This window comes from Streptomyces sp. NBC_00690, assembly GCF_036226685.1.
GTDB lineage: Bacteria > Actinomycetota > Actinomycetes > Streptomycetales > Streptomycetaceae > Streptomyces.
Map to the genome: position 1 here is coordinate 363,138 of NZ_CP109009.1, position 20,016 is coordinate 383,153.

19 protein-coding genes are annotated in these 20,016 nt (G+C 68.5%); 9 read left to right on the forward strand and 10 right to left on the reverse strand.

The window, feature by feature from the left end; translation table 11 throughout:
• Positions 1–23: 23 nt before the first annotated feature.
• Together OID54_RS01645 and OID54_RS01650 are read right to left on the reverse strand one after the other, a co-directional pair.
• Complete coding sequence (locus OID54_RS01645; RefSeq protein ID WP_329012773.1) at positions 24–557, reverse strand: cupin domain-containing protein; 534 nt, start codon at positions 555–557, stop codon at positions 24–26.
• Positions 558–727: 170 nt separating this feature from the next.
• Positions 728–2,200 carry an aldehyde dehydrogenase gene (locus OID54_RS01650; protein ID WP_443055508.1) on the reverse strand — a complete coding sequence of 491 codons (1,473 nt, stop codon included), beginning with the start codon at positions 2,198–2,200 and terminating at the stop codon, positions 728–730.
• A gap of 188 nt (positions 2,201–2,388) precedes the next feature.
• Here OID54_RS01650 and OID54_RS01655 point away from each other — a divergent pair, with 188 nt between their 5' ends.
• The 5 genes from OID54_RS01655 to OID54_RS01675 all read left to right on the forward strand — a co-directional run bounded on the left by OID54_RS01655 (position 2,389) and on the right by OID54_RS01675 (position 9,064).
• On the forward strand, positions 2,389–2,973 hold the full coding sequence (locus OID54_RS01655) for a MarR family winged helix-turn-helix transcriptional regulator (protein WP_329012776.1): 585 nt from the start codon (positions 2,389–2,391) through the stop codon (positions 2,971–2,973).
• 325 nt (positions 2,974–3,298) lie between these two features.
• The gene (locus OID54_RS01660) at positions 3,299–4,585 is read left to right on the forward strand and encodes a M24 family metallopeptidase (RefSeq protein WP_329012779.1); all 1,287 of its coding nucleotides are present in this window, start codon (positions 3,299–3,301) and stop codon (positions 4,583–4,585) included.
• Positions 4,586–5,023: 438 nt separating this feature from the next.
• Positions 5,024–6,139 (forward strand): ABC transporter substrate-binding protein, encoded by a 1,116-nt coding sequence (locus OID54_RS01665; protein ID WP_329012782.1) that lies wholly within the window; start codon positions 5,024–5,026, stop codon positions 6,137–6,139.
• A gap of 2 nt (positions 6,140–6,141) precedes the next feature.
• Complete coding sequence (locus tag OID54_RS01670; protein ID WP_329012787.1) at positions 6,142–7,944, forward strand: ABC transporter permease; 1,803 nt, start codon at positions 6,142–6,144, stop codon at positions 7,942–7,944.
• Between the two features lie 10 nt (positions 7,945–7,954).
• Entirely contained in the window at positions 7,955–9,064 is a 1,110-nt protein-coding gene (locus OID54_RS01675) for an ABC transporter ATP-binding protein (protein ID WP_329012789.1), read from the forward strand.
• Between the two features lie 106 nt (positions 9,065–9,170).
• On the opposite strand, the gene OID54_RS01680 is transcribed toward OID54_RS01675, so the two are convergent.
• Complete coding sequence (locus tag OID54_RS01680; RefSeq protein WP_329012792.1) at positions 9,171–10,046, reverse strand: alpha/beta fold hydrolase; 876 nt, start codon at positions 10,044–10,046, stop codon at positions 9,171–9,173.
• Positions 10,047–10,128: 82 nt separating this feature from the next.
• On the opposite strand from OID54_RS01680, the gene OID54_RS01685 reads away from it, so the two are divergent.
• A complete protein-coding gene (locus OID54_RS01685; protein ID WP_329012794.1) occupies positions 10,129–10,596 on the forward strand; it encodes a MarR family winged helix-turn-helix transcriptional regulator in 468 nt (155 codons plus the stop codon).
• A 156-nt stretch (positions 10,597–10,752) separates the two neighbouring features.
• On the opposite strand, the gene OID54_RS01690 is transcribed toward OID54_RS01685, so the two are convergent.
• From OID54_RS01690 to OID54_RS01705, 4 genes are read right to left on the reverse strand one after another with little or no spacing between them, the layout of a single operon-like run.
• Entirely contained in the window at positions 10,753–11,916 is a 1,164-nt protein-coding gene (locus tag OID54_RS01690; RefSeq protein ID WP_329012797.1) for a hypothetical protein, read from the reverse strand.
• A complete protein-coding gene (locus OID54_RS01695; protein ID WP_329012800.1) occupies positions 11,913–13,124 on the reverse strand; it encodes a Dabb family protein in 1,212 nt (403 codons plus the stop codon). The genes OID54_RS01690 and OID54_RS01695 overlap by 4 nt, the downstream gene beginning before the upstream one ends.
• A gap of 21 nt (positions 13,125–13,145) precedes the next feature.
• On the reverse strand, positions 13,146–13,715 hold the full coding sequence (locus OID54_RS01700; RefSeq protein WP_329012803.1) for an aromatic-ring-hydroxylating dioxygenase subunit beta: 570 nt from the start codon (positions 13,713–13,715) through the stop codon (positions 13,146–13,148).
• Positions 13,712–15,064 (reverse strand): aromatic ring-hydroxylating oxygenase subunit alpha, encoded by a 1,353-nt coding sequence (locus tag OID54_RS01705; protein ID WP_329012806.1) that lies wholly within the window; start codon positions 15,062–15,064, stop codon positions 13,712–13,714. The genes OID54_RS01700 and OID54_RS01705 overlap by 4 nt, the downstream gene beginning before the upstream one ends.
• Before the next feature lie 166 nt (positions 15,065–15,230).
• Here OID54_RS01705 and fdxA point away from each other — a divergent pair, with 166 nt between their 5' ends.
• The 3 genes from fdxA (at position 15,231) to OID54_RS01720 (ending at position 17,583) form a co-directional block, all read left to right on the forward strand.
• Positions 15,231–15,590, forward strand: coding sequence for a ferredoxin (gene fdxA / locus OID54_RS01710; protein ID WP_383539646.1), 360 nt, complete (start codon positions 15,231–15,233; stop codon positions 15,588–15,590).
• Positions 15,587–16,594, forward strand: a complete 1,008-nt coding sequence (locus OID54_RS01715) for an NAD(P)/FAD-dependent oxidoreductase (protein WP_329012809.1) — start codon at positions 15,587–15,589, stop codon at positions 16,592–16,594. The genes fdxA and OID54_RS01715 overlap by 4 nt, the downstream gene beginning before the upstream one ends.
• Positions 16,595–16,785: 191 nt before the next feature.
• Positions 16,786–17,583 carry an IclR family transcriptional regulator gene (locus OID54_RS01720; RefSeq protein ID WP_329012812.1) on the forward strand — a complete coding sequence of 266 codons (798 nt, stop codon included), beginning with the start codon at positions 16,786–16,788 and terminating at the stop codon, positions 17,581–17,583.
• 95 nt (positions 17,584–17,678) lie between these two features.
• Here the strand turns inward: OID54_RS01720 and OID54_RS01725 are convergent, their stop codons facing one another.
• From OID54_RS01725 to OID54_RS01735, 3 genes are read right to left on the reverse strand one after another with little or no spacing between them, the layout of a single operon-like run.
• Positions 17,679–18,035, reverse strand: coding sequence for a cupin domain-containing protein (locus OID54_RS01725; RefSeq protein ID WP_329012814.1), 357 nt, complete (start codon positions 18,033–18,035; stop codon positions 17,679–17,681).
• On the reverse strand, positions 18,032–18,805 hold the full coding sequence (locus OID54_RS01730) for an HpcH/HpaI aldolase family protein (RefSeq protein WP_329012816.1): 774 nt from the start codon (positions 18,803–18,805) through the stop codon (positions 18,032–18,034). Before OID54_RS01730 ends, OID54_RS01725 begins: the two co-directional genes overlap by 4 nt.
• Before the next feature lie 28 nt (positions 18,806–18,833).
• The gene (locus tag OID54_RS01735) at positions 18,834–19,997 is read right to left on the reverse strand and encodes an amidohydrolase family protein (RefSeq protein WP_329012818.1); all 1,164 of its coding nucleotides are present in this window, start codon (positions 19,995–19,997) and stop codon (positions 18,834–18,836) included.
• Between the last annotated feature and the right edge of the window lie 19 nt (positions 19,998–20,016).

Here is a 20,016-nt window from a genome sequence, read left to right on the forward strand (position 1 = left end):
GACGGTCGGTGTCGGGAGCGGCGTCAGTCCCGGGTGATGCCGTGCATCGCGGAGGTGGGCGGGTAACTGGGCAGTTGGGGCTTGGCCGCACCGATGACCACGCAGAACAGGGCGTCGGTGGTACCGATGTTGCGCAGGCTGCGGGGCACTCCGGCGGGGACCCTCACCAGGTCCCGGTAGCCGAGGACACGGCTCGCCGTTCGGGTGCCGTCCTCGGTGTCGTGGACGGTGACCTCCAGTTCTCCTTCGAGGACGAAGAAGACCTCTTCGGCGTCGTGGTGGGTGTGCTCGGGGCCGATGGCCCCGGCCGGCAGCCGCATGTTCGAGAAGGTGAAGTGCTCGGCGCCCAGGATGCGGTCGTCCCCCTCGTGGTTGCCGGTGGCGCCAGATCCGATGTATCGGATCTGGGCCCGGCGGAACTCGTCGCCCGCCTTGGCCTGGAAGCCGAGGGTGTCCCAGTCCTCGTCCCGGGAGTCACGGCTGGCCACACAGGACTCCAGGAGGGCCTGGAGAGTGGATTCGGTCGACTGGTCGGTGGTGCCGGTGTGCTCGCTCACGGTGGGTCCTCTCAGTGGTGACGGGCTGCTGCCCGCCCGGAATGGGCCGGGGTCGGTGCGCCCGGCCAGGGGAAAAGGTCAGTGGGTGTTGCGGGGGCAGCGCGATCGGGTGCCACGGGAGGGGGGTTCGTTCGGAACACCTCCGGCCCGAACTCGCGGTGCCCTGGCGTTCAGGTGCCCCAAGCGGACGGTGCCTCGTCAAGTCCCCAGTACAGGCTCTTCTGCGTCATATAGGCCCGGATGCCCTCCCGGCCCTTCTCACGGCCGATGCCGCTCTCCTTGACACCGCCGAACGGGGTGGAGGCGGAGAGTTGTTTGTAGGTGTTGATCCAGACCGTGCCCGACTCGATCCGGCGCGCGAGGCGCCAGGCCCTGCGGTAGTCACGCGTCCAGATGCCACAGGCCAGTCCGTACGGGGTGGAGTCGGCCAGCTCGGTCAGCTCCTCCTCTTCGTCGTACGGGAGGATTGCGAGCACGGGGCCGAAGATCTCCTCCTGGCAGACGCGTGAGGCGGGGTCGAGACCGGTGATCACGGTCGGCCGGTAGTAGTACCCGCTGTCCAGAGCGGGTCCGGTGGGGCGTTCGCCCCCGGTGCGGACGTGTCCGCCCTCGTCGAGTGCGAGTTGGACGTACGACTCCACGGCGGCGCGGTGCTCCGCGGAGATCAACGGGCCCATGTGGGTCCCCTTCGCCATCGGGTCGCCGATGACCAGGCGTTCGGCAGCTGCCACGATGCGGCCCGTCAGCTCGTCGTGTACGGAGCGATGGACGAAGAGCCGGGAGCCCGCGACGCACGCCTGCCCCTGCGAGGAGAAGATGCCGAAGACCGCACCCCGAACGGCCTGGTCCAGATCCGCGTCGGGCAGCACGATCACGGGTGATTTGCCGCCCAGTTCGAGGGAGACGGGCATCAGCTTGTCGGCGGCGATCGAGGCGATCCGTCGGCCGGTGGTGGTTCCGCCGGTGAAGGCGACCTTGCGGACTCCCGGGTGACGCACCAGCGCCTCACCCACCACTCGGCCGGCCCCGGGTAGCACGCTGACCAGGCCCGGGGGAATGCCGGCGCGCAGCAGCAGATCGCCGAGGCGCAGTGCGGCCAGCGGTGACCACTCGGCCGGTTTGATCAGCACCGCGTTCCCGGCGGCGAGTGCCGGCGCGGCCTTCTGGGCCTCGCTGGCGATCGGTGAGTTCCAGGGGGTGATGGCGGCGACCGGGCCGATCGGCTCGTGCACGCTCATGCTCAGGTACGGGCCGCGCGGGGTGGTGAGCGCCTCGTCCAGGGTTTCGAGGGCCGCGGCGACGTAGCGAAAGGTCCCGGCGGCACTCGCCACCAGGGCCCGTGTCTCCGAGAGCGGTTTGCCGATGTCCCGACTCTGGAGCCGGGCGAGTTCCTCCGACTCCTCCTCGATGAGCGCACCGGTCCGGTGGAGCAGTCGGGCGCGCTCATGGGGAAGGAGGTTCCGCCAGGCCGGATCGCGCATGGCTGCGGCACCTGCCGTCACCGCGTCGTCGACGTCCTCGGCGGTGGCTGTGGTGACCTCGGCGAAGGCGGCGCCGGTCGCCGGGTCGACCGACTCCATGGTCGGGCCGCGCCCCGGTCGGTGCCGGCCCGCCACGATGATGTCCATGCTTCCACCGGCCATGACGCCCCTCTCTCCGCTGGTTCGCGAGCGGCTCCGCCGGTGTCCGGGCAGTGCTCTCGCCACCGGATCCGTACGCCGGTTTGCTCAGCGGGAGAAAACTTAGATCTAAGTCTCTTAGAGCGTCAATACATAGTGCTGTTATTCTTCGATCTCAGCCTTTTCATGACGACCCGTAGGCAGGCGCACACGTGAGCCATCGACCCGACAGGCGTTCCTCCGCGGCCGATTCCGCATCGGCGGGACTGACGGAGCAGGTCCGGGAGTCCGCCCGGGAGGGCCGCCCCGACGAGGTGGACCGGATCATCAGCGAGTGGCGGACCGAGCGGCCGGGCCTCGACGCCAGCAGCATCGACGTCGTGGGCCGCGTCACCCGCTGCGGACTACTGGTCCGCAATCTGTCGAACCGCATGTACGACCGCCACTCCATCAACCAGTCGATCTTCGACGTGCTGGCGAGCCTGCGCAGGATGGGACCCCCCTACCGCAAGACCGCACGGGAGCTGGCGACCTCATCGCTCCTGACCTCGGGCGGGATGACGATGAGGCTCGACCGGATGGAGCGGGACGGACTGATCCGCAGGATCCGCTCGGCCGAGGACCGTCGCAGCGTGTACGCGGAGTTGACCCCGGCGGGCTTCGCCCTGATCGACCGCATCATCGACGAGCACCTGGAACGGGAGCGGGAGATGCTGGAGACGCTCAGCGATGAGGAGCAGCAGCAGCTCGCCGGGCTGTTGAGGAAGCTCGAAACCCGACTGCGCGACCTGGACTGATCGGCATCCGCGACTCCGCCCGACACTCCCCCGGCCTCCGTGGCATGCGGCGATCAGCCGCAACACGGAGGCCGGCCCGTTTTGGGGCTCAGCCCTCAACCTCTTAACTAAAAGCTTCTTTGACCTAAGCCTTGTGGATTTCGGACGGTGGGGTCTATGGTCTCGGCAACGTAGATCAACCCTCCAGGTCACAGGCCCGCAACCGCCGTGCACGACGGCGTCGGCCGACCTGACGGACATCCGACTACGAGGGCTTGAGTCCACGCCCCCGCGGTCCCCGCCGAATGAGCGGTGACCGTCGAAGGGGCCACGAAGGGAGCCATCCGTGCCGACTCCGACCATCTCCGGGGCCACCCAGCAGACCGCACTCGCAACCGGTACCCCGGAGGAACCGCACGACGAACGCGCGTTCCGGATGCGCCGCACCCAGGAGTTCATGGACGCCCATGAACTCGACGGTCTGCTCGTCTTCGGGGCCGATCGAAGCGACCGCTACGACGCCGGCCAGTACCTCTTCCGCGACCGCCGCTACCAGCACTTCGTCGTACCCCGGCACGGCGAGCCCACGATGGTCGCCTTCGCCGCACAGGTCGCGGCGCAGCACCAGCTCACCCGGGAGCGCGGCCTTGAGACCTGGATCGAGGACATCCGGGTGGGGTCCGCACCGGAACTCCTGCCGGAGATCGCACGGGAGAAGCAACTCGGTCGCGGCCGACTCGGTGTGATCGGGGCCGGCTACGGATCGCCGTTCTACCCGGGCGGCTGGGTCTCCCGGTCCGTGTGGGACGCGATCAGCGAACGGCTGCCGGAAGCCACGCTCCTCGACGTCACCCGTGACTACGGGCTGGTGATGGCCCGGCGCAGCGACGAGGACCTGGAGCACATCGCCACCGCAGCCGCGGCCGGGGACGCGGCCATCGAGGCCATGATGGCCCTGGCCGCACCGGGCCAGGACGAGACGGCGCTGTACGCCGAGGGCGTGGCGACGATGATGCGCAAGGGAATGCGCGTCACCTGGATGCTCTTCCAGACGGGTCTCGACAACTACGCTTGGGGGGAACCCACCTGGCTGACCCGCCCGGAGCAGGCCCGGAAGCTGGAACGCTCCGACATGGTGTGGGCCGAGATCTTCCCCAACTACGCCGAGCTGAACACCCACGTCAACATGAGCTTCACCCTCGGCACCCCGCCGACCGAGACGCTGCGCTGCGCCGAGGTCGCCCGTGCGTCCTATGAGGCCGGTGTTGCCGCGGTACGGCCCGGCGCGACCTTCGCCGAGGTGTGCGCGGCGATGGAGGTACCGCTCACCGAGGCCGGGATGTGGCATCTGACCCCGCAGTTCGCCTCGCTGAACCCCTTGCTGTCCGGAGGCGGCTCGGCCCTGGGCATCCGCGATCACGTCGACTCCTTCGCCGGCGCGTATCCGCAGGCGGACGGGCATGCGGGCCCCTTCTTCGACTTCGAGATCGAGGCCGGCATGACCTTCTCACTCCAGCCGGACGCCCGGCTCGGCAGGCGGGGCGCGATCGTTGGCGGGGTGGTGGCCGCGACGGAGTCCGGCTGCCGCGAGTTCAACACGGTCTCCACCCGGCTCAACTCGGTGGACGTCTAGACGGTGGACGTCTGGACACCGGCCGGGGGCGGCCGAATCGCTCGGGCAGCGCGCCCATGACGGTTCGCCGCGCGAGGCGCCGGCTCAGGCCCGGCGCCCACCCGACCTCGTAGGATCCGGCCTGGTTCAGCCCGTTCCGGTCGGATACGATCCGCTTCGACCGGCCGTACGGTCATCGCAGCCACCCGCACATGACGCCACGGACGCCGCCGATCCGGCATCCCGGCCCGGCTCCCCCGCACGCCGGCCCGTACGCGCGTTCTTCCGACCGAGTCGCCCCGGCCGGCCCCGGGCCCTTCCCCGGCACCCGGCGTCTTGGCGACCCGTCCTCCGGTTCCCACAGCCGGACCCCGTACAACCGGGTGACCCCGCGCCCCGGTCATTCATCCCTTCCCGGCCGGACTGCCCGGCCACCCTCCCGGCAAGGTGGTATTGATCATGACAAAGCGGCCCCCATCGCTCAACCGGCGCTCCCTTCTGCACGGCATGGCCGCCGTGGGAGCGGGTGGCCTGCTGGCCGCCTGCGGCGACGGCTCCTCCCCCGGTTCAGGTTCCGGTTCCGGTTCCGCCAAGTCCGGTTCCGGTGGCAATTTGCCCTCCTCCCTCAAGTCGCTCGCCGACAAGGCCACCAAGGAGGGCCAGGTCCGGCTCTTCGTCAGCACCGACTCCCGCACCCCCGCACACGCCCGGAAGCTCTCCCGAGCCCTGCGGGCCGACACCGGTGCCGACATCGAGATCAAGTTCGTCAGTGGGGAACCGGACCCGGCCTTCGCCAACAAACTGGTGCAGGAGGCCAAGGCACAGGTCGCACCGTCGATCGATGTGTTCGCGACCACCCCCTTGGTGGTCAAGCAACTCAGCGGTGCCAATCTGGTCCAGTCGGTCGACTGGGGCTCCATGGATGGCGTGGCCGCGGCCGACGTATGGGCCGACCACCAGGGCATCTACATCGCCGAGATCGCCCGGACGGTCCTCTACAACACCAAGGACATCAAGGCGGAAGACGCCCCCAAGTCCTTGGAGGAACTGCTCACCGACAAGTGGCGCGGCAAGATCGTCACTGCCGGACTGCCCGACGTCTTCAGCCCGCTGGCCGCTGGCCTCGGCGTCGACAAGACGCTGGACTTCGTGCGCCGTCTGCTGGAGAACGGCAGGGTGTCCCTGGCATCGGTGCCGACCGCCATCCGCACCCAGGTGAGCAGTGGGGAGTTCCCCATCGGCTACGGAGTCCGCATAGGCGAGCGCCAGCGCGTCTCCAAGGCTCCGGTCGACTACGCCCCCATCAAGGTGCCCGTGGTGCCGCGCGCCGGACTCGTCGTCAAGGGGGCCAAGAACCCCTCCGCTTCGCAACTCTTCCTCTACTGGCTCAATGCGACCGAGCAAGGCCGCAAGCAGGCGTACGAGGTCCTGGACTGGCCCCGCTACACCACTCCCGGCACGGATCTGCACGTGCTGGCCGAGAAGGCGGGCGGGGTGATGACCGCGGACACGGACTGGTGGATGAACGAGTACGAGAAGGTCAACAAGCAGGTCGCGCAATTGCTGAGGAAGTAGCGATGGGGTCGGACAAGGTGTCTGAACTGACCACCTCGCGCCCCGCCCCCGAGGGCCGGCGCACCGAGGAGAAGGGAGCCCCCTCGCCGGGGGCTCCCCCGTCGGCTCGCGCCGGACGGCGAGGGGTCGACGTTCCACTGATCGTGGTCCGGGTGATGATCGCGCTGCTGTGCGCGGTGCTCATCGTCCCGATGGCCGGGCTGGTCTGGGCCGCCTTCGGCCCCGGAGAGGGCTTCGGCGGCGGCGAGTTGTCCTTGGACAACTTCCGTACGGTGCTCGGCTCCAGCGGGCTGGGGGGAACACTGCTGCGCACCCTCGTTCTCGGGGTGGGCAGTGTGGTGGTGATGCTGCTCGTCGCGGTCCCGCTGGCCTGGCTCTACACCAGGACGGATCTGCGCGGCAAGAGCGTCATCCTCTTCCTGGCCGCCGCGAAGATGGCGATCCCCGGCTTCCTCGTCGCCCTGGGCTACATCTTCATGTTCAACCCGAGCAACGGGATCATCAACACCTGGTGGGGGGAGTTGGGCGGCAGCGGCCCGCTGACGGATGTCTACAGCCTGAAGTGGATCATCCTGCTCCAGGGGTTGGACTTCGCCGGCCCCGCCTTCTTCATGCTCGTGCCCACCCTGAGGGTCATCGACGTGAACGTCGAGGAGGCCGCTGCCGTCCATGGCATCCCCCGCTGGCGGGCAGCCCTTCAACTGCTGCTGCCGATTGCGGCACCGGCGATCGCCGGGGTGTCCATCTTCTTCTTCATCGTCGCCGTCGAGGTCTTCGACTATGCGGGGATGCTCGGGATGCCGGCCCGGATCACGGTGTTGTCCACCCTGATCTACCAGTACACCCAGGGCACCACCGGCTCCCCCGAGTACGGCAACGCCGCGGCCGTCGGACTCGGCATGGCGTTCGCGATCGGCCTGATCATGCTCGCCTACTACCGGGCGATGCGGCGGGCGGGGCAGATGGCCACGGTCACCGGAAAACGCGCCGCCCGCGAACCGATCAGACTCACCCGCCGGGGCCGCATCGCCGGGTACGGCTTCATCAGCCTGTACGCACTCGTCGGTGTGGTGCTGCCGGTACTGACCCTCGTCTGGGCCTCGCTGGTGCCCTATCTACGGCCGCCGTCAGCGGAGGCGTTCGGCGAGTTGTCCTTCGCCGCCTACACGGACGCCGCCTACGACCTGGGCGAAGTGCTGCCGACGACGCTGCTCCTGGTGGCCGTGGTGCCGACGGTCGCCGTGGCGTTCGCCGCGTGCGCCGGGTGGTTGGTCACCCGCACCACCGTACGGGGCCGACGCGGACTCGACGCGCTCATCATGATGACGCTGGCGATCCCGTCGATCGTCATGGCGGTCTCCTTCGTGTACATGGGGCTCTCCACCTACCGATGGCTACCGCTCTACGGAACCGCGGCCTTCCTCGCGCTCGTGGTGGCCTGCCGGTTCGTGGCGACGGCGTACCGCACGCTGCACGGAACGATGCTCCAGGTCCACGGCGAACTGGAGGAGGCTGCGGCGGTCTCCGGAATCCGTCGGGGCCGGGCGTTCGTCTCGGTCATCCTGCCCGTGGTGCGCGGCAGTCTGACCTACGCCTGGTTCTGGATCGCCCTGCTGACCATCCGCGAACTCACCATCACCCTCATCCTCTCCAGCGACGGCACCGACGTGATGTCCACACGGATCTTCGGCTACAGCTCGGCGGGCGAGACCGGGTTGTCCGCCGCCCTCGGTGTGATCCAGCTCGGGCTGATCACGATCCTGCTCATCGCCTTCTGCCGCGTCGCCCGCCGTCAGTCCCTCTAGGAGTCAGACCATGATCGTCCTCGAAGGTGTCTCGAAGTCCTTCACCCAGGACCGCGACCGGGTACCGGCCCTGCGCGATGTCTCCCTCTCGATATCCGAGGGCGAGTTCTACGTACTGCTCGGTGCGTCCGGCTGCGGAAAGACGACCACCCTGCGCATCGTGGCCGGACTGGAGCGCCCCGACGACGGCACCGTGTCGATCGACGGCCGGCAGGTCTCGGGCCGCACTCCCCCGGTTTGGGTGGGCCCCGAGGAGAGACCACAGGCGATGGTCTTCCAGTCGTACGCCCTATGGCCTCATATGACGATCCGTCAGAACATTGCCTTCCCGCTCCGTCGTGGGGTGCGACGCCCGGACCGGAAGGAGGCGGCGGACCGGGTGGAAGAGGCGCTGGAGATGTTCCGGCTGACCGAGCAGGCGGATCGGAAGGTGACCCAACTCTCGGGCGGCCAGCAGCAGCGGGTTGCGCTGGCTCGGGCACTCGCGCTGCGCCCCAAGGTGCTGCTGATGGACGAACCGCTCTCCAACCTGGACGCAAGGCTCCGGATGGACCTCCGGATGGAGCTGAAAGAACTGTCGCGGCGTACGGGCATCACCTGTCTGCTGGTCACCCACGACCAGGAGGAGGCGATGATGCTCGCGGACCGGGTCGGCATCATGCAGGGCGGTGGGATCGTTCAGGAGGGGCCGCCGGACGAGTTGTACACCGCACCGGCGACGGAGTTCGTCGCCAACTTCCTCGACCACATGAACCTCATCCGATCCGCCTCGGTCGCCTCTTCGGACCCACACGGCCTGGAGGTCACGGCGGGCGGCCAGCGGCTGCGCACCGGTCCGGGCGACCATGCCGTGGGCACCGGGCTCACCGTCGGCATCCGCCCCGACGACATCGTGTTCGTCCTCGCCGAGGGCGATTCCGCCACCGGGCCCAACCTGGTGACCGGCACTCCCGTCGACCACCACTATCTGGGCGGGCACTTCCTCCATCGGGTGGAAACACCGCTGGGTCTGCTCACCGTCCGTTCAGCCGCGGGTCCGGACGCTTTCACGTCAGGCACGGTACGTCTGCGTCTGCCGGCCGAAAAGCTGATCACCATGGCGTCCGTGGCCGGGGAGTAGGGCCCGGGTGCCCGTGGGCCGAAACCCAGGTCGACCGTCGGAACCTGCCACCGTCTGCGAGCCGGACGACCGTACACGTCGGAGATGGCGCCGGAACCGCGGGAGCCTACTCCCCCATTCCGGCGGTGTGGGCCAGGAGCGCCGGGACCACAGTGTCCCACTCCTCGCGCGGAAAGACCTCGTGTCCCGTCCCCGCCAGGGCAATGAAGTGGGCGTTCGGGATCTCCGCCGCCAGGGCGACCCCGTGCTCGATCGGGAAGAGCGGGTCCTCGACTCCGTGGAGAACGAGGGTCGGCGCGGCGATCCGACCGAGCCGGTGTCGCCAGGGTTCGCCGGCGTCGAGGAGGTAGGGATTGGTGGACTGGGCTGCAATGTCGTGGGACCGGTCGACCGTGCGCACCGCGAGAAGCCGCACGCCCTCCGCGTCGAAGGGTCGCGACTCGGCCGCGAACGGGCGTTCCCCCTCGACGAGCGCCTCGATGGCGGCGGTTCGATCGGACCAGTCGACCTGCCCGTCCGCCTGGGTGAAGAAGGCCGCGAGACGGTCGGACATCGGAGGTAGGTCGGGGTGGTCGTGTCCGGGGCCGCCGGGGGTCGAGGAGGCGAGCGTGAGCGTGGCGACCCGCCCAGGATGATCGAGCGCCAGGAGTTGACCGATCGCGGCACCTTGGGACATGCCGACGACATGGACCGGGACCGGACCCAACGCCGCGATCAGCGCAGCCGCATCGGCGACCAGATCGCGCAGGTCGTACGGCGGGGCACCCACCGGGTAGGTCGTGGACCGACCCGCGTCACGGCTGTCGTAGCGGACGACGTACCGTCCGCCGGTGGCCAGTCGCTCGACGAAGTCGTCGGGCCAGTTGACCAGGGAGTGACCCGCGCCGTGCAGCAGCAGCACTGCGGGGTCGTCGGGGTTTCCGAAGAACTCCGTGCTCAGCTCTTGGCCGTTGACCTCGATCAGGCGCGCGTTGGTGGTCATGAAACAACCTTCCCGATTGTTCGTTACGTGTAACGAATACAGTAGGGCAAGGTTCGTTACATGTCACGAGTACACTGAGGTGATGACGTCACCACGAGCCGCGGCAGAGCAGGAAGCCTGGGCCGCCTACCGCCGTCTTCAACTGCGCGTGGACACACTGATCGCACGCGACCTGGAGCGGGAATCCGGTCTGTCGATGGCCGACTACGACGTGCTGGCCGCACTGGTGGCCCTGTTCGACCCCGACCACTGCATCAGGGTGGGCCAGTTGACCGCTCGGATGGACTGGGCCCACAGCCGACTGTCCCGTCAGCTCGGCAGGATGGAGCGGCGGGGGCTGATCAGCCGCGAGGCGTGCGAACTCGACGGCAGGGGCGACGACGTCGTTCTCACCGCGGCCGGGCGGCGGGCCCATGACGAAGCCACGCCCGCCCACCTCGCATCAGTGCACCGCCACTTCGCCCGGCCGCTCTCCCGGGACCAACTGCTGGCGCTGACGGGCATCGAACAGTCCGTACGCCGGGAGCGGGACGGCGACCCGCCGCACTGATACGCGACGGATGGACCGTCCCGCCCCCTGCGACGGGGAGCCGGTGCGGACCGCTACGGCCCGTACCGTCGAACGGACTGCTGCTTGAACGGTACGTCGACCGCCACCGACTCCCGCCCACCCGGGATTCCGGGTCTACGCGGGCAGTTCGGCTCTCTACGCGGGCAGTTCGGTCAACAGCCGACGATAGACACGCGCATAGGCGCCCAACTGCGCCAACGACATTTCATCGCAACGCGGATCGTCGGCGGCCGGCCGCATTTGCGGGCCGAGCCGCACGGTGTCGACGCCGCGCGCCCGCAACACAACACCGTCGGTCGATCCCGTCCAACCGGTGACCGGCGACGGCTCGGCACCGAACTCATCGAGCCAGGCCGCCCGGGCGGCCGTGACCACCGGGGCGTCGGCCGGCGTGGCCGCGGCTGCCGCCCCCGACTCGGCCTCCACCTCGACCACGCAGTTCCGCAGCGCAGAATCAGCGCACCGCGCCCGCAACCGGTCGGCCAGTTCGGCCGCCAGCGCCTTTGGCTCCACCTGATCGCCGGCGACCAGGTACAGACCGATCTCCAGTTGGGCCGGCAACAGGTCGGGCTTTGGTGACCAACCCCCGCTGATGGCACCGACACCGCACGCCCGACCGGCCTGCCCGACCCTCGGGTCGGCGGCCAGATAGTCCGTGCGCCAACGAGCCAGCTCGTCCAGGACGACACCGGCCGACTCGATGACTCCCCCGGGCGGCGTGGCCGTATCCGGCAGCATCGCGAGCCCGGAGCGACCGGTCACCCGGACGGTCAGATAGAACGAGCCGGGCTCCTGCCACAACAGAATGGGCGGGCCGGACTTGGCCACGATCGCCGACCGCGGCAGCGGGTACGCGTCGGCGTATGCCTCCAGACCGGTGATCCCCCCGCCCCGGCGGTGTGTTCCGGAGCCGGCGAGCAGCAGCCGCCCGGCGCCCGCCTCGGCAAAGGCGACGAGCGCGGCGGCCACCGGCCCGCGGGCGACCCCGAGGCCGAAGCCCGCCACGTTGTCACCGGCCACACTGAGCGGACCGACCGGGGCGAAGTTGCCCGTGACGAGCCCGATGCCGGCGCCGTCGTCGTCCAGCGAGGTATCGAGGTGGGAGTAGAGCAGGGGCCCGGCCCCGTGTGCGGCGACCAGACTGCCGCCCGCGGGGCCGTGCTCCAACACCTGCCACTCGATGTGCGGCCACCGTTCAGCGCACCAGCCGCGCACCCGGTGGGCCGCCGCCCGCTCCTCCCCCCGCGGGGCGGGGGTCGTGTCGAGCAGTCGCAGGACGTCCAGCAGTTGCTGTCTCAAAAACGTCCCCAGTCATCGGAAGCCGGACGCCATACATCGATGTTGCGCGGGTCGGCCGGCATCCTGCGGGGCCGGTGCGTCAGGTGCTCCTCCGGGGTGAACACCCGGTGGTCGTCGCACAGCTCGTACCGAGGGCCGAAGCGCGGATCGTGCATGTAGAACGCGATCGACGTCGACGCCGAGTGGTTGACGATGTCCGAGGCGATCGGGGCGTCCTTGTACAGCGCGCGGGCACGCATCCGCATGACGTGATCGAGGCTCTTCATCGCGAAGCACAGGTGCGCGACGTAGTGCTCCGTGTTCTTCTGTATCGCGAGGCTGTGGTGGTAGCGGTCCTCACAGCGGAAGAACGTGGTCGAACCGACGACATGGTCCGACGGCAGAAACTTCAGGATGTCCTGGTAGAAGTGCACCGTCTCGTCGAACTTCGCGGTGGCGATGAAGGGGTGCACCAGGTCGAGCGGCCGTATCTCTATGTGCGGCGGCTCGGCGTACTCCTGGAACTCGGTAAACAGCTCAATGACGAGACCGTTCGGGTCCTTCACCGCGAAGCCGTTGTCGCACAGCGCCTGCTGGCGCTCCTGGAGTTCGAGGACCTCAAGACCGGCGTCGAGGACGTACTTGTGCAGCTGCTCAAGCACCTCCTCGCTTGCCACGCTGTAGCCGACCGCGGTCGTCCATCCGTCGGTGCGCTCGGGCGCGTGGATCAGCTCGATCGAGTGGTGCTCGATGTCGGCGCGCAGATAGGCGTACTCATCCGTACGCTGCTCCAGCTGGAGGCCGACGTGGTATTCGAGGAAGTCGATCGTGGCCTGCATGTCGGGAACTTCGATCCGGGCGTACTCCATGCCGTACGGGCCGTGCGGGCGGGTGCTCACCGGCGGTGTCCTTCCTGCAGTGAGCGACGCACGCTCGGCGAACTCGAACGAGGTGATGGCCTGCTGGGCGATGACCGGTCGCCAGCGCGTGCGCACGAAGTCCTCGTGGGACTCACTGCTGAGATAGGCGAGCAGGTCGTCCTGACCGTCGAAGTCAACAGCCATCGTGTGGGTGAAGGTCTGGTCACGGGTGCTGATGTTCTCGCCGAGGACGAAGCCGCGCATGGCGGGGTAGCGGCCGGGGAAGGTGCGCAGGTCGTCCAGTACGGAATCGCGCGTCGGCTGGTCGACTCCGTCGGCGAATCGGAAGGACAGGGTGTGTCTGATCATCGGGTCACCGTCCGTCGCCGGCTAGAGGATGAAGCTGAGCCGGGCGCCTGCCGCCAACGACTCATGGCCGAGGACCGAGCGCCGCAACCGAAAACGGAGCCCGTCCTCGGTCGGCACCAGCAGATGCTCGTACCAGCCGACGTAGGCGTCGAAGCGCCCGTCGCGAGCGCGGTGCACCACGAAGGAGGCCGCGACCCGGAAGCAGTCCTCCGTGCTCTCGGCGTGCTCGGTGCCGTTGGTGCTGTTGACACTTGCCGTGTGCGCGGACAGCCGTACGTTGGACACGAGCCGGTGGGTGCGTGAGTGCGGGTTCTCTGCATGCGCCTTGCGCGACTTCAGACGCTTGACCCGGGCCAGGAGCAAGGGCCAGTCATCGTCGACGAAGGATCCGGTCTCATGCGGCGACCAACCGGGTCGGTAGTCGGTGGTCGGGATCTCATAGCGGGCGCCGGACTCGAAGAGGGCCAGCCAGCCGTCGTAGTTCCAGTGGTCGAGGAGGTCGGCCTCGGCGTAGAGGAAGTCCTCCACCTCCTGGCGGGTGATGGTGCGACCCGCGCACTCCACGCTGCTGCGGTTGTCGATCGCGGTCATCGCACATCCCTCCCGGACAGGAAGGACGCGGGACGCTCACCGTTGACTTCGATGCCGTCGTCGAGCCCTATCGCATCGACCCAGTGCCGCCAGAAGCCCCGCATCGCGCCTTCGTCGATCGACCGGCCCTGCACCCCCTTGACCTCATCCGCCATGCCACGCGACATATCGCTGAAGTCCAGTTCGGGGAGACCGCTGCCCGCCGTGGCCTGGATGCCGCGCTGGACCGCCTCGTACGCCTCGATGTCGTCCGGTGTGGCGAGGCCGCCCGGGCCGACGAAGCTGACGACCGTCTTCATCCGCAGGGCGCGCGTTTCCGGGTCCTCGTTGCGCGGGACCAGCTGCCAGGCGCGTACGTCGGTCTGGTCGGGCGCCACCGGCTCCAGCTGGCGGATCGACAGGCCCTCGATGTCGAACAGCAGCAGGTTGGGGAAGACGAACAGGATGTGGCTCTCGTCCGCCACGTGGTGCGCCCGCTGCTCCCCGAGCCGTTGTGTCATCTCGGCTCGGTGGGCGTCGGTGCGGATGCGCTCGTCCTCGCCGAAGCGCGGTTCCCAGATCATGCTGATCCGACCGCCGTGGCCGGTCAGGACCAGCAGGCCATGGCCGTTGCCGAGGTTGTAGGCGTACTGGTTGTCATCGGTGACGGCATAGCCGCTCTCCCGCAGGTAGCCCACGAAGGTGTTGTGGGTCGGGGCGAAGTGGTATCCGTCCATGGCGTTCTCGACGGCGAGTTTCCAGTTGCCCCGCACACCGTAGAGCTGTGTCCCTGGCAGTGTGGTCATGCCTCCGACGTGCTGCTGCTCGATCATCGACATGTAGTCGGCGGCGTCGCCGAGGTGTTCGAGCAGTGGCGGGACGTCGGGGTCGAAGGAGATGAAGACGAAACCCTCGTGGATCTCCAGGCGCGGCACGCTGCGGAGTCCCATCGAGGCTCGGAACTCGTCCGTCGACTCGTATGCGCCGGCGTCGGGGATTGCGGCGACCTCGCCATTGTTGCGGAACGTCCAGGCGTGGTAGAAGCACTGGAAGAGTCTGGTCGAGCCCTCGTTCTCGCGGCACAACACGGTGCCGCGGTGTGGACAGGAGTTAAGGAACGCGTGCACCTCGCCGGCAGTGTCCCGGCAGAAGATCAGCGGTCGACCGCCCAGAGTGCGGGCCTTGAAGTCGTTGGGGTTGGGGATCTCGGTCTCGTGTCCGAGATAGAGCCAGGTGTGCATCCACACCCAGCCGCGTTCCCGGGCGAAGACCTCCGCGCTGCGATATGCCTCACGGTTGACCCGGAAGGTGAGCTGGTCCCAGTCCTCGACGATCATCGGCGCTGGGGCGGTCCGGGGATTGCTTCCCATGGGGAGTTTGCCTCTCACAAGTCCCGACCCGAGTGGCGCTAAGTGAGACGCCATCTCGTATGTCGCATTAGCGTCCCTGTCCCACTCGACGGTGTCAAGCATTCGTTCCCCCTCGGTTGACATCCGGAGTGGGCACAGCCACCATCATCTTGTTTCGCATTGAGATATGCCGTCTCGCATCCTGTGCGATCGTGTGAAGGGCAAGAAGCTCGTGCCGTATGTCATCACTGACGCCTGCCTCGACATCATGGACAAGTCCTGCATGGAGGAGTGTCCGGCCGACTGCATCTACGAGGGCGATCGGATGCTCTACATCCAGCCCGACGAATGCGTCGAGTGCGGGCGCTGCGAACCCGTCTGTCCCCAGGTCTCCATCTTCCACCACGAAGATCTACCGGAGGCCAGCAAACACTTCGAGCGGGTCAACGCCGAGTTCTTCGACCTCGGCACCCCGCCCCTCGGATCACCCGGCGGAGCCCGCAAAGTCGGCCCGACGGGCCTCGACCACCCCGAGGTGGCAACGTGACCGGCCACGCCACCACCGACAGCACAGGCCCGGGCGCCGAGGTGTCCGTCGACCTCCTCATCATCGGTGCGGGCCCCACCGGGCTCTACGCCGCCTACTACGCCGGCTTCCGCGGCCTGAGCGTCGCCATCGCCGATGCACTGCCCGAGGTGGGCGGCCAGATCACCGCCCTCTACCCCGAGAAGCTCATCTACGACGTCGCCGGCTTCCCCGCCGTCCGCGGCCAGGAACTCGTCGACCGGCTCACCGAGCAAGCCGACCAGGCGAACCCCATCTATCTCCTCGGGCACAGTGTCACCCAACTCGACGACACCGACGACGGCGTCGCCGCCACCACCGACACCGGTACCCGCATCACTGCCGGCGCCGTGCTCATCTGCGGCGGAATCGGCAACTTCACCCCCCGCGAGCTTCCGGTGGGCACCGAGTACCTGGGCCGCGGACTGCGCTACTTCGTCCCACGCCTCAATGAACTCGCGGGGCAGGACGTCATCATCGTCGGCGGCGGGGACTCGGCACTCGACTGGGCACTCTCACTCGAACCCATCGCGAGGACCGTCACGCTCGTCCACCGGCGCACCCGGTTCCGCGCCCACGAGCGCACGGTCGAGCAACTCCACACATCCTCGGTGCAGGTCCTCACCCCCTACGAGGTCGACAAGATCTCCGGCGACGGACCGATGTCCGAGGTCGTGGTCACCAATGCCGACGGGGACCGGCTCACACTCCCCGCCCAAACCGTCGTCGCGGCGCTCGGCTTCATCGCGGACCTCGGGCCCATCGAACAGTGGGCGCTTCGACTACGCCGCCGGCGCATCCTCGTCGACCCCACCATGCGCACCAATCGCGAACGTATCTTCGCCGCCGGCGACATCGCCGACTACGACGGCAAGGTCAACCTCATCGCCATCGGTTTCGGCGAAGCGGCCCTCGCCGTCAACCACATCGCCGCAACGCTCGATCCCACCCGTTCGACCACACCGGGCCACTCCACCGACGCCTAGCCGTCCAGAGGAACAACGCGGTGAACGGGAGCACTTCCGCGGCTGTCGACCGCTAGGCTCCCGTTCACCGCCATGGCTCGCCATGGAAGCACCTGAGCACTCTGCACACCCTTACCATGACGTTATACAAGACAGCGTTTCATTTGTTGTTCCCATCAATTTGACTGAGCATGGACAGGAGCGTGGAATCCATGGCCACGAAGGTGCAGCACGGCACCGGTGAGCAGGACGGTCCCGACAGGACCGCCCCGACTATCCAGACGGTGCAGCGTGCAGCGCTGATCCTCGGCTCGTTCACGGTCGGCAAACCGCACATGAGCCTCAATGAGATCACCGCGCGTCTCGGGGCCAGCAAGGCGACCGCGCACCGCTACACCAAGGCCCTGCGGGCGGCGAACCTCCTGCGGTACGACGAGCGCACCTCGCTCTACTCGCTGGGCCCCCAGGTGCTCACGCTCGCTTCGGCCGCGCGGGCCGGTCTGCCGATCGTCGCCGCCGCCGAGCCGTACATGGAGGATCTGGTCCGGCGCATCGACGAGACGATCGTGCTGTCGGTCTGGGACGGCGAGTCGGCGACCGTGGTGCGCTCGGTGGACAACACCGATCACATGGTGCGCATCAGCGTGCGGGTCGGCTCACGCCTGAACCTGACGTCCTCGGCACAGGGCCGTGTCTTCCTCGCGTTCCTGCCTCCGGAGCAAGTGCCGACGCTGCCGCGCTCGGTCCGCAGGTCGACCGAGCTCGTCGAGGAACTCGACGCCATCCAGCAGCACGGACTGTCGGTCAACTCCCCCACGGTCAATGGTGTCCGCACCATCGCGGCGCCCATCTTCGAGGGGGACAAGATCAGCGGGACACTCGCGATCGTCGGTACGACGGCGACCGTACCCGACGACGTCAAGTCGCCGATGGCGCAAGCACTGCTGGAGACCGCCCGCGCACTGTCGCAGCGGCTGGGCAACTCGGACGGGACGCCCAACGGCGGCTGACCTGCGGAACAACGGAAGGCCCACCGCGGAGGCGGTGGGCCTTCTGTCGTGACCTGCACACCGTCGTGGGTGGGGCAGGAGAGCGTCCCCGCCGCTCAGGGCAGCAGGTCGGCCCGTGGCGGGACGAAGAAGTCGATGTTCACACAGGGCGCCTCGGTCGGCTCCACATAGTGCTCGCTACCACGGGGAACGAGCAGGAACGATCCTGGGCGCATGTCGTGTGCGACACCGTCCACGTAGTAGTTCGCCCGCCCCTCGGCGATGTGGACCAACTGGTCGAAGTCCTCGTGCCGGTGTGGGTTGAGTGTCATGCCGACCTCCAGCTCGTGGTGGCAGATCATCACCTCATCCGTTGCGTAGACGCGACGTCGGACCCCAGGCCGCACCTGGGTCACCGGTAGGTCGTCCCAGTTGACGACGGTGCTGAACAGCGCTGCGTTGCGTGTGCTCACTGATTTCCCTCTCCGGCGGTCGCCCGCAGGCCGGCCGCCAACATCTGCAGGTCCGAACCGACCACGAGGTAGCCGGCGTCACCGAGGCCCAGATCCCGTGCGGCATCCCGGGTGGGCGCCCACCCACCGAACGCCACCGCCGCGGAACGAGCGGCACGGCCCACCCGATCCACCGCGGCGCGCAGGACCGACGGGTCCGCCGGCAGGCCCAGGTCGACCGCGAGGTCGGTGCTGCCGACGAAGCACACGTCCACAGGAGCGAGCAGGTCCGCCAGCGGGTCGGTGCGCGCCGTCTCGATCTGGCCGACGAGCACGGGCGGGGCTTCCTGCTCTGCGCGCAGGAATCCGGCCAGCGGGACCGCACCGAACCGGGCGGTCCTGTTGGCCAGGCTCACCGAGCGGCGGCCGGCCGGAGCGAACCGGGTAGCCGCCACGAGCGCCTCGACCTGGGCGATCCGGGTGAGCATGGAGAGTTGGATGCCGGCCGCCCCGGCCTCCAGGAGCCGGTTGATGGCGGCGGCGTCCACGTCGGGCACGCGGACCAGGGCCGGTAGGCCGCAGACGTCCGCGTGGCGCACCAGATCCACGGCGTTCTGCTCGGTGAGGGTGGAGTGTTCGAGGTCGACGACCACGAACGCGAATCCGGCCGCCGCGGCGAGTTCCACCACGTCGGGCGACGCCAGTTTGACGAACGTGCCAACGGCGGGGCTTCCCGCCGTCAGAGCTGCTCGCAGTCGGCGCCGCAGCAGATGGACTTCACCGGCGGGCATGGGATTCTCCCCTGGGAGTGCGAGTGGGTCAGGCCGACGGCAGACCGCGCCACGGCACGATGTCGACTTCGGCACCGCCGTGCAGCACCACGGTCGGCTCCAGACGGGGCGCGACGATCGTGTTGCCCGAGGCGTCCGGCAGTGTGACCTCTTCGGTCTCGGTGACGACCGTGACATCGGCCCGCCCACCGACCTCCAGGCGCCCGTAGCCCTCGGTATCGAGCCCGAGCAGCTGCGCCGGTGCGACGGTGGCCCGCCGAACGCACTCCTCCAGCGGTGCGCCGAGCGCGACCAGCTTGGAGATGCTGGTGAGCAGATCGAACACCGGGCCGCGCCAGTTGCGTGCGCTGGTGTCGGAGCTGAGGACATCGGGCAGGAATCCGTCCGCGATCGCCCGGCGCGCCACCTCGAAGCTGAGGTTGCTCCTGCCGTGGGCGGAGTCGAACAGCACACCGCGCTCACGGGCCGCGGCCACGGCGGGCTGCACACGGTCACCGTCGAGTATTCCGTGCGGCTTGCCGGTGTAGCAGTGCGCCACGATGTCACCGGGGCGCAGGTAGTCCAGGACGATGGGCAGCGGCTCCGAGGTCTCGCCGATGTGCAGCATCAGCGGCAGACCGGCCTGTTCGGCCAGTGACAGGGACTTCTTCAGCAGCGACTCCCAGTTCTCGCCGACGACGTCCTCGGAGAGACGGATCTTGAAGCCGCGCACGATGTCGGGGTGGGCTTCGGCGATCGCGAGCGCGTCCTCGACGACCAGGGTGTCGGGGTTCAGCAGCTCGCCGAATCTGAAGTCGATCAGACCGAGCACCGAGACATTGAGGAAGTTGACGATCCGCATCGGGTTCGGCTCGACCACCAGCTTGCGGAAGGCCGCGAACGTCGAGGCGCCGGCCGTGCCGGCATCCGCCGCGGCGACCACGCCACGGCGCAGATGGGCTTCCTCGGCAGGGGCGCCGACGGCGGAGACGTACTGGAAGATATGGGTGTGGCCCTCGACGAGGCCCGGCAGCACGGTGGACCCGGTGACATCGATCGTGCGGGCTGCGTTGGCTGCCAGCCCCTCGCCGATCGCGGCGATGCGGTCACCGGTGACCGCCACATCGAGCCGGGCGTTCGTGGCCGATGCCGGGTCGATGACGGTGCCGCCGGCCAGGACGAGATCGTAGGACGGCACGGAGGAGATGGACATCGGTGTGGTCTCCAAGGTG

Excerpts from the sequence above, each read along its gene's own strand:
- OID54_RS01650 (WP_443055508.1), bottom strand. The coding sequence starts at position 2,200 with ATGGCCGGTGGAAGCATGGACATCATCGTGGCGGGCCGGCACCGACCG.
- OID54_RS01665 (WP_329012782.1), top strand. The coding sequence starts at position 5,024 with ATGACAAAGCGGCCCCCATCGCTCAACCGGCGCTCCCTTCTGCACGGC.
- OID54_RS01670 (WP_329012787.1), top strand. The coding sequence starts at position 6,142 with ATGGGGTCGGACAAGGTGTCTGAACTGACCACCTCGCGCCCCGCCCCC.
- OID54_RS01675 (WP_329012789.1), top strand. The coding sequence starts at position 7,955 with ATGATCGTCCTCGAAGGTGTCTCGAAGTCCTTCACCCAGGACCGCGAC.
- OID54_RS01680 (WP_329012792.1), bottom strand. The coding sequence starts at position 10,046 with ATGACCACCAACGCGCGCCTGATCGAGGTCAACGGCCAAGAGCTGAGC.
- OID54_RS01685 (WP_329012794.1), top strand. The coding sequence starts at position 10,129 with ATGACGTCACCACGAGCCGCGGCAGAGCAGGAAGCCTGGGCCGCCTAC.
- OID54_RS01695 (WP_329012800.1), bottom strand. The coding sequence starts at position 13,124 with ATGATCAGACACACCCTGTCCTTCCGATTCGCCGACGGAGTCGACCAG.
- OID54_RS01700 (WP_329012803.1), bottom strand. The coding sequence starts at position 13,715 with ATGACCGCGATCGACAACCGCAGCAGCGTGGAGTGCGCGGGTCGCACC.
- OID54_RS01705 (WP_329012806.1), bottom strand. The coding sequence starts at position 15,064 with ATGGGAAGCAATCCCCGGACCGCCCCAGCGCCGATGATCGTCGAGGAC.
- fdxA (WP_383539646.1), top strand. The coding sequence starts at position 15,231 with ATGCCGTCTCGCATCCTGTGCGATCGTGTGAAGGGCAAGAAGCTCGTG.
- OID54_RS01720 (WP_329012812.1), top strand. The coding sequence starts at position 16,786 with ATGGCCACGAAGGTGCAGCACGGCACCGGTGAGCAGGACGGTCCCGAC.
- OID54_RS01730 (WP_329012816.1), bottom strand. The coding sequence starts at position 18,805 with ATGCCCGCCGGTGAAGTCCATCTGCTGCGGCGCCGACTGCGAGCAGCT.
- OID54_RS01735 (WP_329012818.1), bottom strand. The coding sequence starts at position 19,997 with ATGTCCATCTCCTCCGTGCCGTCCTACGATCTCGTCCTGGCCGGCGGC.